Below are 16,151 nucleotides of genomic sequence, written 5' to 3'. Positions count from 1 at the left end.
GGGATTTATGACGATGAGTATATCGGATCGAATCCAGCAAAGTCAGTGGGTGCCTTTATTACGAAGTAGCGACAATATTTATTTCGCGCCAGTCATTCCTAATAAGAAGTTACAAGGTGCTATGAGCTATCTTCCTCATGGTGTCAGTCCCAACGATGTATTGATGTTAATTGATGACACAGTATTTGGCAGTGCCAAGGTGGGGATGTGTCTCACGGAAAAGGGGATATTTTATAAAGCCAGCTTTGAAGATGAAAAAGCCTATCTGTTTGAACACATCCAGCGTGTAGAGGCTGACATTGGAATACTTACCAGTTCCATTTTGATCAATGGTCAGGATGAACTGAACTTTACTCAACTGGATAAAGCTGTTGTGAGAACCCTAGTTGCCTTCCTAAAGGAATGTTGTCAGGGGCAACATGGTAGACAAGGCACTCATCAGAAAGTTGTAAGAATTGATGCCGAGATGCAGATCCTGATTGATCTGTTTGCCTATTTTATTACCTTTAATACGAGGCAGTGGAATGCTCGATCAAAAGAAGTTGTATCCGATCATTTTAATAAATTGAATGATCAGGCAGTGCATCAGTATGTCGAAAAACTACTGAATGAACAGGTACGCTTTGATTATGAAGATTTGTTGCATCGGCTGGCAGGCTTGAAAGATAGACTTGCCTATAACTTTCGTAGGGAGATGATTGAGCAACTGGTCTATGCCATGGCATTAGGAAAAATTGAGCAGGAGCAGGCTGATTTGTTCATGACTCATTTATGCCGGGTAACTAACGTCTCTAGGGCAGTCTTTCCAGACCTAGTCAAAATTATCTATCAATGTTTAGCAGAAGAACAAAATAAGAAAAGAACTCCTGACTTGAATCATGAGCAACGACAGGCATGCCAACTTCTTGAGATTCAACCTCATGTATTGAGTGAGCAAACCCTGCAAGCTGCTTACCGAAAAAAGATGGCAGATTTCCATCCGGATAAATACCAGAGCTTACCCGAATCAGTACGACAACTGATTGAGCAACAGGCCCAGCAACTTAATCAGGCTAGGGCTGTATTAAAAGCCTATCTGGGAGTGTAGCTGATGAAGATCAATACCCAACGGTTGAAACGGCGCTGGAAATGGTATGCCGCTTATATCGTGATTTTTATTCAGTCTTTTGCGTTGTTTTATGCCTACGACCGTGCTCAGGATCAACAAGCAAAACAGATGCTGGAAGATATCCGCCGTCCTGCAATGAGTCCTGATGATACAGCAGTGACAAGTATTACTGACAGAGATGAAGTTCATGCTTTTGAGCAAGCTGACCTCAATCAGGAAAATCATAAATAAAGAAATTTTAAATACACATTACCCATATGAAGAAGGTACTGATCCTGATGGAAACCTCCTGATCAGACTTGCCTATCACGTGAATAAATTCGAATTTAGAGTACTTACCATGATGAAAAAACAATTACTTTGCTGCTGTATTGTCAGTGTTTTATTTCTCGGTGGCTGTTCAAAAAAAGAGGAGCCGCAAACGGTACAGGATGAATATAGTGATGTCTCTGGTTCAGGCGAGAGTGAGACTGAAACTGAAACCGTAGCAACATCACCAGTCATTCTCTCAAAAACTGCTGTGCAACCTTTGCCTTTGATTGATAGTGATATTCTGGGCAACTTTCCAGAGGACAATTACCAATATCCGAGTCCAGCTAGATTCCCTCTCGATACTGTCGACAGACGGGAAGATCATGATCTCCGTACATTTGATCAAGTCGCTACGATATTAAGACAGAATCTGAAGCTACGTAACGATCAGATTGTAGTGATGGGGCGTGAAAGTGGGCCTATGGATGGGATGGATCAAGTTCTTTTTGATTTAACCAGTGATCAGCTCTATCAGTCTGCCAATAATCTGGCGATCAACTATGTCCGGATGTTAAAAACACCGATTATTAAACCGAAAGGTGAGTTTGAAACCACGGAGCAATACCAGTTACGTGTAGAACAGACCCAAGCAGAGTTGAAGGCTTATCAGGTTGATTATGATGTCAACCTATTGCAGAACGCCTTAAATAAAGCCATGCGTCGACTTTACATTAAGGGTGGATTTGCAGACCCTGATTATCAGTACAATGCTGATCAAGGTATTCTGACCTTAAAGATTGAAGAGAATGCTTCATCTCGAAGACTGGAAACTTTATTAACGCTATCTATGGCAGCAGCAGATGCACAGGAGTTGGTAAAAGGTTCTGGTTGGGCGCGAGCTTATATCATGGACTTTAAACAAAACCACTTAAAAGTATCTGGGGTACTGTTCTTTAAGTTTCGTTCCCAGATTACCCAACAGCAACGGGTAGGCGGTGAATCCCTCATCTATACCCAAGTGTATAAACCCATTAAGTTTGAACAAAAATCGATTGATTCATGGGCGGAACCGAATGACGATTTCACAACGCAACCATTTCAGGATGTATTGAACTCACCAAGGAATCAGTTTGAATTCGGTTTAAAGCATTACCTTCCAGCAGAAACGTATACCAAACAATGGGAAGCAAAACGTCAACAGGCTGAATAGCACTATTTAAAACTTAATCCTTCCAGAGGACTTGCCGATCAGGCAGGTCCTTTTTTTATGCCTTTTATTCAAGGGAGAGGTACATGCACCAGTGTCCTTACTGTCATTCATTACACATCACATTACTCCGCAAGACTGAACCCACTTCAGGTGTATTTGCAAAGCTTTCATCATTTTCACCCATGTCGCTAGCAGCAGCTTGTATGCAGTTGTCAAAGCGCAGCCCTGTACATCCTTTGGTGGGCGGCTTTGTGGGTTTGGTTATCGGTGGCATGTTTCTGCTCTACGTTCAGCATCAAGACAACATGGTGACTTTGCATTACCAGTGTGAGCAATGTCTGGAACATTTTGAAATCCAGCAATCAGGCTTCTCGTAATTCTCATCGTTTACAGCATTCAAATTATTTAAATCACTTAAAGGAAATCAATCATGGCACATCAAATAGAAAATATGGCATTCGTTGGTCAAACCCCTTGGCATGGCTTAGGTAATCAACTTCCTCAAAATCAGCCAATTGAAGTATGGGCACAGCAGGCGGGTATGGACTGGCGGATTGAATCATCCAATGTTAGTTATATGGCAAAGAATGAACGGGGACAAAATATCCTGATGCCTTATGAAGAGCAGCGAGTGCTTTATCGTTCAGATACGCATGCACCACTCTCGGTAGTGAGTCAGCGCTATCAGGAAGTCCAGCCTAGAGAGATTCTGGAGTTTTACCGAGACCTGACTGAGCAATCGGGTTTTGAACTGGAAACGGCGGGTGTACTTAAAGGTGGACGTAAGTTCTGGGCATTGGCAAGAACAGGACAATCGGTAGCACTGAAAGGTAAGGATGTCAGTAATGGTTATATTTTATTAGCAACAGCATGTGATGGCACACTGGCAACCACGGCGCAGTTCACTAGTATTCGCGTGGTATGTAATAACACTCTGGCGATTGCCGTACGTGGGCAGAATAGAAGTGCTGGCGTGGTAAAAGTTCCACACAGTACCAAGTTCGATGCAGAGAAGATTAAACAGCAATTGGGTATTTCGATTCATGCATGGGACGAGCACATGTATGAAATGAAACAACTCAGTCAACGTAAAGTCACTCAACAGGAAGCAGCAGCCTACTTTGATGCTGTGTTTAATAACACCAATCTAAGCATTGCCGAACAGGATGAAAGTATCATTCAGTATTACCTTAAAGCAGCATCTATGTACAAAAAATCAAACTCCAAATCTGAGCCAAATGGTCGAGCAATGTCAAAAGCAATCACTATGTTTAATGGGCAGGGACGAGGAGCTGAGTTAAGTTCTGCTAAAGATACGGCTTATGGTTTGCTTTGTAGTATCACTGAGTTTGTTGACCATGAACGCCGTGCGATGAGTCGAGATCACAGATTGAATTCGGCATGGTTTGGAATGGGCGCAACTATTAAACAACGCGGACTGGAACAGGCTCTAAGAATGGTATCTTAAAAATACTGTGTACTATTCAGTTTAACTTAAGCTTAACTGTTTAGCCTAAGTTGATCAATTACATGAAAGTGTGATTTAAATCAAATTATTAGCTCATCATCAAAGATGGGCTAATAATGATTATTTATAATTTATCGATAGTTAAAATAAAATGCTAAGCTGATTAAAATAACAAGTCCAGGTAATAATAATTGATTAAAAAGCCTACCTAGTGCTACTTTAAATCTAAATGGTGTCTGCGATAGACTCCAGTAATAGTTTTCTTTTTGATTATTTTTAATTTTCTTAGCCAATTCTTCGTGAAGTTTAGGTAAATGAAAAAAGAGCTGGCTTAGATGCTCAATTTTATTTTCAAGCTTATTAAATGATAGATTGTTGTTAACATCACTAGTGATATTCTTAATTTTTTCACTCTGATCTATGAACTTTTTGGGAATCCAAAAGTTAAAAATATTGAGTTTTTGAATTTGAGCTCTACTCTCGCTATTTAATTGTTCTAAATATTCAATTTTTTTGATGAGTAATCGTTCTTCATCTGCGAGATCAGAAATTAATTTGTCTAGGTTTTCAATTTTAATTTCTTCAATATTTTGTTCCCAGCTTGTATGAAGCTTTAAATCAGCAATATGAAACATTGAACCAGTGATGGGCACACCAAAATTCTCATAAAATTTTTGGGCGCGAATTACACTTCCTTGCGGTTTAAAATGAATACCTTTTACAGGGAAATCTTCATCTAATTTTTTTAACCATTCGGTCTTTAAATACATAATTAATGAACCAATTCTTAATCCCCTAATTTGGTCCATGTTAAAAATAATATCCCCCTTACCGTGAGGGTCTTCAGACGAAATATTAGCAATTTTCCCAATAGAGTCATCACGGTAAGATGCGAAGAAAACATTATAAAAAGGCTTTTTTGGGGGAGTTGTATATACGTATGATTCTATTGTTATATTTCCGGTTTTCTTAAATTGATTGTGTATGGTCTCTTCCGTAATAACAAGATGAAGAACGCCGAAGATACGGTCTTGCTCTGTTGAATAGATTTTGTAAAGTTGATTTTGCATAAATAAAGAAAATAAAGACTTTATGGAATTTTACTGAGGTTTGTGTAAAATATTGTTTTAATACGTACTGTTCTGTATAGGAAATGTTTAGAAGATTTTTAATTCAACCTTTATCTATTTTTTTTATTTGTTCTTCTCATTATGTCTATGCGATTGAAGACGTTTCATTGCCCAGTCAGGTGCTTCAAGATCAACGTTTAAAAGAGCTTAACCAGCAAATACAAGACCAGCTCGCTCAGCAAACTCCTTACCAAAACACCAAGCCATTACAGGATTTTAAGCATCTGGTTGTTGAAGAAAGCCCATGCGTAATGGTTAAAGAAATTAGCCTTGTCCCTTTAAATGATCAGCCTGAGTCTGAACTGCAGCAATTTAACTTTGTGGTTAAAGCTATAAAAAAACACCCACAGAATATTTTGGGTAAATGTATTGGAACCAAAAGCTTACATAACATTGTCAACTATGCCCAAAATGAACTTTTAAAAAAGGGTTTTATTACCAGCCAAATTGTCGTGAGTCCGCAAGACTTAAATCAGGGGAAGCTAAACCTGAGTATACAAATCGGACGCTTGAATAAGATTGTTATACAAGAAGGGAAAATCTCGTCATTACAGCTTAAGACTGGCTTGCCCTTTAAAGCGGGGGACATTGTAAATTTAAAAAGACTTGATCAGGGTCTGGAAAACCTAAAACGTGTCTATGCGGTAGATATGCAAATTACTCCCGCAAGTGCTCAAGATAAAGAATTAACGGGCTATAGCGATTTAATACTTAAACTTCAGCCACTACAAAAAGTTAATTTCAATTTAAGTGTAGATGACTCGGGTAATCAGGACACTGGTACCTATACGGGAAATATCGGGATAGGCATCAATAATCCATTTCATTTAAATGATATTTTATCGTTAAACGTGGGGCATTCATTAGATGACTTTCATGAAGGCTTAAACCGAAGTTACTTTATTAGTTATCAGGTACCTTTTGGCTATTATGATTTAGGTGTTAGCTATAATGATTATTATTATAGACAGGGAACGGTAGCGCCTAAATCTAAATACCCCGTTATTTATGATGGTAATAGCCAACAAGCCAATTTAAACCTATCTCGAGTTATTAGCCGTAGTGGGCAACATAAAACCAGTATTTATGGGAAGATATATCATAAAGAAAGCCAAAGCTTTATGAATGATATTGAAGTTGATGTATTACACCGTAAAACCTCAGGCTGGAATTTAGGATTTCAACACCGTCAATATTTAGGAAATGCGGTATTAGATAGCAGTATTGATTACCGTCGTGGGATGGGGACAAATGCTTGGACAGCACCTGAAGAAAATATTACAGATAATAAGGGAAATCATCTTCCTGTTGAAGGTTACTCCCGTGCTCCACTTTTAAGTGCCGATTTACGTTTTAGTACACCATTCCTTTTGCTTGAAAAACCAGCTCAGTATCGCCTTAACTGGCGCGGGCAATATGCACCTAAAATTTTAGTACCTAACGACCGCTTTTATATTGGTGGGCGCTATAGCGTGCGGGGTTTTGATGGTGAGCTCATGCTTTCCGGAGATAACGGACAATATCTACAGCAAGAAATCAGCTTGAATGCACCAATTCCTAATACCCAGTTTTATATGGCAGTCGATCAGGGCTGGGTCAATGGTCGCAATAGCATACCGGGTCAGCGTTATTTACTCGGGAGTGTTTTAGGGCTACGCACCTATCAAAATAGTTTTTATCTGGATGCCTTTACGGGTCGGGGGCTAATTGCACCTGACAGCATAAAAAAAGACTGGGTTACCGGTTTTAGTATCAACCTTTCTTATTAATTTACTTTAGAAAAGACTTTATTCATGAACAAGAATAGTTACCGCATTATTTATAGCAAAGCACGTCAAATGTTTGTGGCTGTGGCTGAAAATGTACGAAGCCAAACCAAGACATCGGGTCAAAGTGAAGCTAGCTCCCAGAACCAAATTAATAATACTGAATCTCAGGCATTTCATCAGCTCTGGCAAGTGAAAGCACTGGTTGCCAGTATAAGTTTGTGGATGCCTTTAGCACCTGTATATGCTGATATCGTAGCAGATAGTGCTGCAAATGCTGCGAATAGAGCAGTCATTGCTGCGGGTAAGAACTCAGCAGGTACAGTTGTTCCTGTGGTCAATATTCAAACTCCAAAAAATGGGATATCCCATAATATTTATAAACAGTTTGATGTACTGGCAGAAGGTGCTGTACTGAATAACAGCCGTCAGGGTGCTACAACAAAAACAGTAGGAAACGTTGCTGCCAACCCATTTTTAGCTACAGGCGAAGCACGAGTTATTTTAAATGAAGTAAACTCGTCAGCTGCTTCACGCTTTGAGGGTAACTTGGAAGTTGCAGGGCAAATGGCAGATGTGATTATTGCCAACCCATCTGGTATTAACATTAAGGGTGGTGGTTTTATTAATGCCAACAAGGCAATTTTTACCACAGGCAAACCCCAGTTAAATGCTGATGGTAGTATCAAACAGTTTACGGTTGACCAAGGTAAAATTACGGTCTCAGCAAACCCTAATTCTAAATTTGGTTTAGGGGGAAATAATAACGATGCAAATTATGTAGACCTCTATGCCCGTGCATTAGAACTTAGTGCGGAACTTCGTGCTAAAAATGATATTCAGGTCATTGCCGGGGCAAATAATGTCAGTGCAGATTTGCAGGATGTTACTGCTAAAACTGGTACTGGAACCGCACCGACATTGGCGGTAGATGTTAAAGCACTGGGTGGCATGTATGCCAATAATATCTATTTGATGGGAACTGAAAAAGGCTTAGGCGTGACGAACGCAGGGACTATTCAGGCAGTCAACAATCTGGTGATTACCAGCGCCGGAAAAATTGAACACAGTGGCACAATCAGTTCGACTAGTAAAACCCAAGGTTTAGTGAACATACAAACAACGGGTGTTGGTGCAGCTGCAGATATCAACTCATCAGGCAGTATTAACAGTAATAGCATGTTAAATATCGATTCAGGTAATAACCTGAATATAAATGCTAAAGAAATTATTATTAATAACGGTAGTTTGGCTTCCTCTCCTTTAATGATCAATACTAAAGGTAATTTAAATTTAGCGGCGAATAGTCGAATTTTTAATGATGCGCAGAGCGGGGATGTATATGTTGATGCAGCGAACATCAATCTGGCAACTAACGCAGGCATCACAAGTAACCGTGGTACAGCAAGCATACAGGTCCAAAAAGACTTGGTTGCAGCAAAAGGTGCAAAACTGATTGCAGCCAAAGATTTAAATGTTTTAAGTAATGGTAAGTTATCACTTACAGAGAACCATATACAGGCATCTTTAGGTTCAATCAATCTACAAGCAAATTCGGCTAATACCCAAAACCTGATTGATCTCCAAGCTGGGACGATTTATGCGGGTAAAGATTTAAACCTTTATAGTTCAGGAGATCTGAATCTAAAGAATCTTGGATTTTCACTTGAAAACGCTGCGACACGTGTCAAAAATATTAAAGCCTACAGTGGACGTGATTTGATCTGGAACAATGCTGACAAGGCACTTCCACTTATTACAGGCATGGTTCAGCTGGATGCAGCCAATAATTTAACCATTACGGCAAAAGAAATTTCCAATAAAGACAGCATTCAACTCCATGCCAATCAAATAACACTCAATAGTGCCCTGACGTCACAAAAAAATATTGATGTGAGTTCTGAAATTGCTGATCTTGTTTTAAGTCAGGCATTGAAGGCTCAAGATAATATCACTGTTGCCTCTTTAAATGGAAAGCTTACAGCATCTGGGCTAAATGCAGTCTCTACACTAGGTAAGATTTCAATCTTAGGGGCAAAAGATTCTATTTTTACGAATAATGGAACTGTAAAAACAGTATTAAAAGGTGATCAGGGTATTGTTATTGGTACGAGTGGAACAGGGAATCTCACAATACAAAATACAGTTTTAGAAAGTCAAAATGGAAATATTCTTGCGACTAGTAGCGCTCAAAATAATATATTTGATAGTACATTGACGGCTAAAACTAATATTGAATTATTTGCTAAAGATAATCTAACACTAGATGGTATTCAGTCTACATCTCAGCAACATACAGCATTAAATTCTAAGAAAAATATTTATATCAATAGCCAAGCTGCTTCAGGAGATAATCCAAGTTTTAGTTCTACTAAAACCAGTAAACTAAGTTCATCAGGTGTGTTATCGGTAATAAGTGAAAAAAATCAAAATATTCAAAATACAAACTTCACAGGTGGAGCAATTTTGGTTGAGGCTGGAGGAGGATTAAATACACCTAAGGCCGTAGAGTTCAATGCAATGGGCAGTGATTTACTTAAAAATAGCACGAAATTAAATAGCTTAAATGGTGATTTAACTATCCATACTCAGGACTCACTGTCTATAGATCCTAATATATATTTTTTTAAAACTGCTGGTGATTTAGAGTTAACCTCAAAAAAAGGTAGTTTGACTTTAGTTGGCTATAGTGGACAAGCTGGAAATGGTTCAGAAAGAGTAGTGAATCTAGTAGCAGCAAGTGGAGGGATTAGTTTGGATGGGGCATCAGTAGATGTTCAAGGGGCAAAATTTAGTGCTCAAAAAGATATAAAGATCGTGTCTACGCAAGGCAATATGAAAGTAGATGGGATAAAGAATGCAATAAATAATCAGGCTTCTTCATCTTTAATTCAGAACATAAATAAGAAGAAGGCTACTATTGAGGCAAATATTATTTCTATTGAAAATAATCCAGAGTATATTAGCCAAAAGGCTTCTTTGGAGAAGCAATTAAGTCAAGTAGGCCCTCAAGGGGGAATTTCAGGACCTCCATTTCTTGTCGTAAATGCTCAAAAAGCAGCTAGTTTGAGAGAAGCTATAGCTAATTTATTTGGTATGGCTGGTCTGAAAAAAGAATTGGATATTATTAAGAATGATCTAAATAAATATAGCTCAGCAGTTAATGGTTCTGAGCATGCTGAAACAAATTTAATAACGAATCAAGGTAATGTTCTTTTAAGTTCTGCAAAGGGTATATCAATTAGTGGGGCAACGATCACTGCCAAAGCAGGCCAGATTGATATTGAAGCACAGGGTAGTTTAGGTCAACAATATATATCAACTGCGACTAAAGGCATTGATGGTAAGTCCACCCAATTAGATGCGAGTATGATTATTGATGGTCACACTAATTTTTATGATCAAGGTAATGAGGGGGACGAAAATTATAGCATGCGGACCTATATTAGTCCGACAGTAATTAATGGGGATAAGGGGGTTGCGATTAATGCGACAGGTAATACCAAACAGGATAATTTAGTTCTTCAAGCAGCAGAAATCAGATCAACAAATGGTGTTGTTAAAATTGAAGCTAATAAAAATATTTTGATTGATGCTGCTATTGAACAATCCTTTGATCGTGTAACAACAACAGAAAAGGATAAATCATGGGGGGGATTGAAAACAAAATACATTACTACAGTTTCAGAAAATAATCGGGCAGATGTAGCACCAGTAGATATTTCTGCGAAAAATATTTTCATTGAGAGTAAAGAAAAAAATTTAGCTAATAATATCGATATTTACTCAGGTAAATTAAATGCGAAGGGTGGAGAAATATCAATTCGCTCTGGTGGAAATATTAACTTATACACTGTTCAAAAATCTTCAAGTAGTAACGTTGATATCACCAAAAAATCATCATTTGCTGGTATTAAATATAATAAATCCAATACGAATACAACACGTACCCAGATTAGTGAATTGCCAGGTATTTTAAAAGCCGATTACATCGGTATCAAAGCAGAAAAAGATGTTCGTTTAGTTGGTACAGAGTTTGAATATTTGCAAGGAGCTAAGATAGAAGCGGGGAGAGATTTATCTTTACTTACAGCCTCAAGCACAGTTTCGGAAACTTTGAGTAAGAAAAAGAACTCTATAGTCTGGCAATCAATGCAGGATAAAGGTTCTGTTAAAGAAACTGCAAAATTACCGAGCTTTAATGGTCCAGTTTTACCTACTTTGAATGCTGGAGGTGGTTTAAGTGTACAGGTTCCAATTAGCGAAAAAGATGCGAATAAAAAAGAGCTACGAGATGAGATTCTAAAATTAGCTGATCAGCCAGGAAATGCATATCTCAAAGAATTAGTTAATCGCAAAGATGTAGATTGGCAGACAATTTTATTAACCCAAAAGGATTGGGACTATAAATCACAAGGTTTAACAGCAGCTGGAGCTGCGATTATTGTTATCATTGTCACAATTGTTACGATGGGTTCAGGTACTGCCGCAGCTGCTGGAGCAGCTGGTGGGACAGCTGCAAGTGGTACAACAGTTGGCTTGGGTGCAAGTATGATTGGCTCAGCTGGTATAACGACAACTGCGGCTGGAGCAATTGTTCCATCTACTTTGGGTGCTATGGCTAATGCAGCAGTCACTAGTCTTGCAGCTCAGGCAAGTGTTGGTCTGATTAATAATGGCGGAGATATTGGTAAAACACTTAAAGATTTAGGAAGTAAAGATTCAATTAAGAATTTAGCAACATCTGTTGTTACAGCAGGGGTCTTGAGCCAGTTAAGCAATACTGAATTGATGTCTGATTTGTCTAAAATGACAAAACAAGGCGAATTTATGAAAGAAATTGTTGGTAGAACAACTCAAGGAATCGTAAATGCTGGAGCTAGTTCATTAGTAAGTACCGCAATTAATGGTGGAAGTCTCAGCGAGAACCTAGGAAATGCTATCCTTGCTAATACTGCTATGGCACTACAAGCATCTTTATCTGGGCAAATTAAGACACTTGAAAGCAGTGAATTAGATATGGAGTATGTGCTTCACAAAGTAGCACATGCCGCAGCGGGATGCGTAGCCGCATCAATAAGTAAGTCTGAATGTGAGGCTGGAGCGATAGGCGCAGCAGTAGGTGAAATTGTTGCTGAACAGATGGACAAATCAATTGATAGTAAGAGTTTTAATAGTGATGCTGATATCCAGAAGTACCAGCAAAAAGTACGTGATGTTTCAAAATTAGTTGCGAGCTCTGTTGCTACTTTAACGGGTTACGATCCAACCACAGCTGCGAGCTCAGCAGAAGTGGCAATTTTAAATAATAGACAATTATATCAAAATGAAATAATCAAAATTAAAATGTTAGCGGCAGGTAATGCTAATAAGGAAGCCCGCTATAATATTGCAGCATGTGCATTAGTGCGATGTGCGGAAGGTTATGAAGGAACAACAGAGTATGCATATTTAAAAGCAATACAGGATGCCGGTAATTCTGCTGATTTTAAAGTAGAAAGGGATTATCTAAGTAAACAAAAATTTAGAACACCTATCATGGGTAGTATGACTACAAATCAAAAGCTTTTTGAATATACTTCTAGTGATAGAACTCAAGATGCTGCTGTTTCTAATTTTCGAGAATTAAATGGTAAATATCAGATTACTACTCGTGCTGGCGGTGCAGTAATGATTGTTGGTGGAGGCGTGGGATTAGCTGGTTCTACTGCTTTAGGCTCAACTTGTGTTACGGGTGTTGGCTGTTTAGTTGCGTTAGGGGGATTTGTTTCATCTGCTGACTTAGTAATGACAGGAGCTAAGCAAGCTTGGTCTGGTAAATCTGTAGATACAATTGGTGCTCAGGTTATTAGTGCTACAACAGGATTAAGTACCTCCCAAGCCGAAATGATTTATGGCATGTTATCTATGGCCAGTGTTACGAATAGCATTAGAACAACAGCAAAACAAGCTGTACAAGAGCAAAGGGTGTTGATTAATAAACCCACAATTACTAATTGTACAAATGGAACAACTTGTTTTGTAGCTGGCACATTAATTGAAACCAAAAATGGTCTTAAGTCTATTGAAGAATTTAATGGCAATGAATTGGTATGGTCTAGAAATGATCTTACGCTGGAATACGATTATAAGCCTGTAATCGCAAAAAAGATTACACATAATCAACCAATTTTTGAGGTTGTTGTTCAAAATGCGTTAGGGGAAAGAGAAACTTTCAAAACAACTGAAGAACACCCATTTTGGGTAAAAAATATTGGTTGGCAGAAGGCATCGATTCTTTCTGAAGGAATGACTTTATTAGATAGAAGTAATAATGAATTAACCGTTATTAGTCAAAAACTGTTAGCAAAACTGGATACTGTTTATAACATTGAAGTTAAAGATTATCACACTTATCATGTCGGCAAGCTTGGAGTTTGGGTTCATAATGCGCAGTGTTGTGATCTGATATATCAAAATATTGTAAAAGAAACAAAATATGGTGTGATTAGTAATCGTAAATTAGATAAAAATGCAATCGATTTAGATCTTAGTGTGGTAACTCGAGGACAAGTCAAGCAAATTGCTAAAAATGGTGATCCTCTGGGAGTTAAGACAGAAGCATTATTTGAAAACGTTGTTAAAGAACAGGGTGGTAAAGTTTTATCAGGTGGCAAGTATGGAAGTAATAATGGCTATGATCATGTCATTATATTTAAAGATGCTCAGGGAAATACAAATTTGACCATGGTTGTTGATAGCAAACAGTTAGGTCAAAAAGGGATTAAGTTAGATCCTAAAGCTGCTGGTGGTAACATGCAGATGTCTAGTGAATGGGATAGGGCTGTTCTTGCTAAATTAGACCCAAATAGCGAGGCATATAAAGCTGTCTTCGCTGCTCGACAAAATGGCACATTGGTGAAAGGTGCAGCATATGTTGATAAGAGTGCAGAAAAGTTAATGTTAGTTCGTATTGATCCAGCAACGAAAAAATAATTGGGAAAGAATTATGTCTGATTTAAAAAACAATGAAGCCTTCCAAAAAGCATTAGCTCATGTAATTCAACATGCTGAATTTAATGAAAACACAGTTAGTTTAGTTGACTACATTACTAATAATAAAGGTGATGTACCATTTTGTATAGGAATGTTAGGGAGTTATGCTGAAGCTAACGCAATGGTATCTTGGTTCCGTGATAAAGACTTAATTGCTTTTAAACAGTGGTGTTTTATTGCAGCTAAACTGAATCGTATGATGTTTCAGTTTGACGCTATAGAATGGTTTCCAGCCTATAAACATTTATATGCTTTATTATCAGATAATGAGGAAATCATTTCTTGGTATAGTCAGCACCGAGTATCGTATGATCGACAAGGCTCAATTAAAGACCGTGATAATCCGCGTAAGCCAGATTTTCATGGGTATCAGTTGATATTAGCTCTTAATCATGAGTGGGATAAATTACGTGAACGTTGTGAACTCATTTTACAAACTGATTTAAAAAAGGATAAAAAGTATTTAATTGACCATCGTTTTTATCTTGCCTTAGCCAATGGCGATAAAACCGAAATGGAAAATGTTTTGACTGAGTTAACTAGTCCAAAAATTGCAAAAGTTCGTAATTTTGAATTTGCATTTACTTTTACTGAGCATTTTATTGCTACTCATGCTGTAATTTATAGCAAATTGGCATGGAGAAATGGATATCAGTTAAATATAGATACTTCTTGGATACCTAAAGAATGGTTGCCTGTAGAGCCTTTACTTGAATATCCTGAGCCTTGGGAATTTATGAAAGAATTTGATGTTTTTACTCCCTTTGATGGTGAGTGGAATGATTGGTCTCCGAAAAAAATAATTAAACGTTGATATTTTAGTTAATAAAAAAAGCCTGGTAATCCAGGCTTTTTTATATTTAATTATGTCCCATTTTATTGATTACTCGAATCGGTACAGTCACATTTGATTGGGTATTCGGACGAGCTTCTAAAAATTTCGTAATTGGACGTATTTTATCGGGATTAGCATATTCACCAACTTCAATTGTAGGTATTAATTCTCCAATTGCTTTTTTTGCATCTAAATCATAAATCCAAATATAACAATTGTATTGTTTATTGACATTCATGTCGAAACCAACTTGGTAATGCTTACCAGCCTCAAGTTTTACTCTAGTTAAGTTTGTATATTTAAAGCCGCCTTGTTGGCACCAAAGCTGTAGATCATGCTCACCAGCCTCTATTGCTAGCTGAGAATTCATTTGCCCTCGGCCATTTTCGATTTTCTTAAAATCAACTGCAAATACATATGCAATTTTATCAGCCTTAATTGATTGACTGATTTCAGTGCTACCGATAATTGTCGCTGTATTTGTTGATATAGCAGGAGAAGAAAAATACGTGATAGGTTCTATAGGTCCTGTATTTCTAGTTGTTATGCATCCAGATACTAGTGATCCCAAAAGAGTTACGCTACACAATAAAATAATTTTTTTCACAATAATATCTCGTCTTTATTTTGAAATGATCACAGGGACAAAACTTACTGATGAAGGAACTGTAATACCTAATAATTCCTGCTTAGGTGTTACAACCTCACCTGTATCGAGATCTTCTACCCAAAATAATAAAGGTTCTTTATTAAACTTTATATCTGCTTGATTATTCTTAACTTGATAATGATGTCCAGCTTTTGCAGTAAATTTTAAACGTCCACTTGTAAAATAGTTAGGTGTATCTGATACAAGGCGGATATCTGCCAGTCCTGGAGAAATCTCATAAACTTTATGCCAGTCATGCGAGCGATTTAAAGTAGCTTTATCATTGATATAAGTAAGATATATTCGGGCTTTAATAAGTTGAATAGCATTTAATTTTTGAAAACCTACTAGAGTAGCTAGTTGAGTTGATTCTACATTTTTGGGAGGCTGATAAAGAAGTTCATCAGGTATTTTTGCGTAAATTGCATTTATCCCAGAGAAATAGAGCGCCAAAGAAGCGGTAAAGTGTATAAATGATTTAAAAGTATTAGCCATTTTTGATAATAGTAATAAATGAAGTAAAGGTATTATAAGCAAATTAATCGTTAATAGTCATGAGTATATGTAAGGACAATGAGTCAGGATCATCGATTAAATTCGGCATGGTTTGGCGCCGGAGCCAACATTAAACAGTGTGGATTGGAACAGGCTTTAAGAATGGTGTCTTAAAAATACAGCTCATTATTCAGTTTAATTTA

Annotated in this window: 11 protein-coding genes; 8 read left to right on the top strand and 3 right to left on the bottom strand. The window is 37.7% G+C overall.

Annotated elements, in window-relative coordinates; all coding sequences use genetic code 11:
- Positions 1-13: 13 nt before the first annotated feature.
- From J690_RS08335 to J690_RS08315, 5 genes are all read left to right on the top strand, one after another.
- Positions 14-1,087 (top strand): co-chaperone DjlA, encoded by a 1,074-nt coding sequence (locus tag J690_RS08335; RefSeq protein WP_032035315.1) that lies wholly within the window; start codon positions 14-16, stop codon positions 1,085-1,087.
- Positions 1,088-1,090: 3 nt separating this feature from the next.
- Positions 1,091-1,339: a hypothetical protein gene (locus tag J690_RS08330; RefSeq protein WP_032035314.1), complete on the top strand. Its 249-nt coding sequence runs from the start codon at positions 1,091-1,093 to the stop codon at positions 1,337-1,339.
- A gap of 109 nt (positions 1,340-1,448) precedes the next feature.
- Entirely contained in the window at positions 1,449-2,570 is a 1,122-nt protein-coding gene (locus J690_RS08325; protein ID WP_032035313.1) for a hypothetical protein, read from the top strand.
- Positions 2,571-2,653: 83 nt separating this feature from the next.
- Entirely contained in the window at positions 2,654-2,947 is a 294-nt protein-coding gene (locus J690_RS08320) for a hypothetical protein (RefSeq protein ID WP_032035312.1), read from the top strand.
- A 53-nt stretch (positions 2,948-3,000) separates the two neighbouring features.
- Positions 3,001-4,038 (top strand): DUF932 domain-containing protein, encoded by a 1,038-nt coding sequence (locus J690_RS08315; protein ID WP_032035311.1) that lies wholly within the window; start codon positions 3,001-3,003, stop codon positions 4,036-4,038.
- A gap of 131 nt (positions 4,039-4,169) precedes the next feature.
- Here J690_RS08315 and J690_RS0104140 read toward each other — a convergent pair whose 3' ends face one another.
- Positions 4,170-5,108, bottom strand: a complete 939-nt coding sequence (locus J690_RS0104140) for a hypothetical protein (RefSeq protein WP_032035310.1) — start codon at positions 5,106-5,108, stop codon at positions 4,170-4,172.
- Positions 5,109-5,191: 83 nt separating this feature from the next.
- On the opposite strand from J690_RS0104140, the gene J690_RS08310 reads away from it, so the two are divergent.
- Genes J690_RS08310 through J690_RS08305 form a run of 3 tightly spaced genes read left to right on the top strand, consistent with a single transcriptional unit; the run spans position 5,192 to position 14,783 of the window.
- A complete protein-coding gene (locus tag J690_RS08310; RefSeq protein ID WP_032035309.1) occupies positions 5,192-6,937 on the top strand; it encodes a ShlB/FhaC/HecB family hemolysin secretion/activation protein in 1,746 nt (581 codons plus the stop codon).
- A gap of 24 nt (positions 6,938-6,961) precedes the next feature.
- Positions 6,962-13,909 (top strand): two-partner secretion domain-containing protein, encoded by a 6,948-nt coding sequence (locus tag J690_RS0104135; protein WP_050688035.1) that lies wholly within the window; start codon positions 6,962-6,964, stop codon positions 13,907-13,909.
- A gap of 13 nt (positions 13,910-13,922) precedes the next feature.
- On the top strand, positions 13,923-14,783 hold the full coding sequence (locus J690_RS08305; RefSeq protein ID WP_032035307.1) for an Imm49 family immunity protein: 861 nt from the start codon (positions 13,923-13,925) through the stop codon (positions 14,781-14,783).
- A 46-nt stretch (positions 14,784-14,829) separates the two neighbouring features.
- On the opposite strand, the gene J690_RS0104130 is transcribed toward J690_RS08305, so the two are convergent.
- Together J690_RS0104130 and J690_RS08300 are read right to left on the bottom strand one after the other, a co-directional pair.
- Entirely contained in the window at positions 14,830-15,411 is a 582-nt protein-coding gene (locus J690_RS0104130) for a hypothetical protein (protein ID WP_032035306.1), read from the bottom strand.
- A gap of 15 nt (positions 15,412-15,426) precedes the next feature.
- Positions 15,427-15,948: a hypothetical protein gene (locus J690_RS08300; RefSeq protein WP_032035305.1), complete on the bottom strand. Its 522-nt coding sequence runs from the start codon at positions 15,946-15,948 to the stop codon at positions 15,427-15,429.
- Between the last annotated feature and the right edge of the window lie 203 nt (positions 15,949-16,151).

Origin of the sequence: Acinetobacter sp. 742879 (assembly GCF_000588535.1) — a bacterium.
Classification (GTDB): Bacteria; Pseudomonadota; Gammaproteobacteria; order Pseudomonadales; family Moraxellaceae; genus Acinetobacter; species Acinetobacter pittii.
The sequence above is the reverse complement of the archived record's forward strand: the minus strand, read 5'-3'. Positions and strand labels throughout refer to the sequence as shown.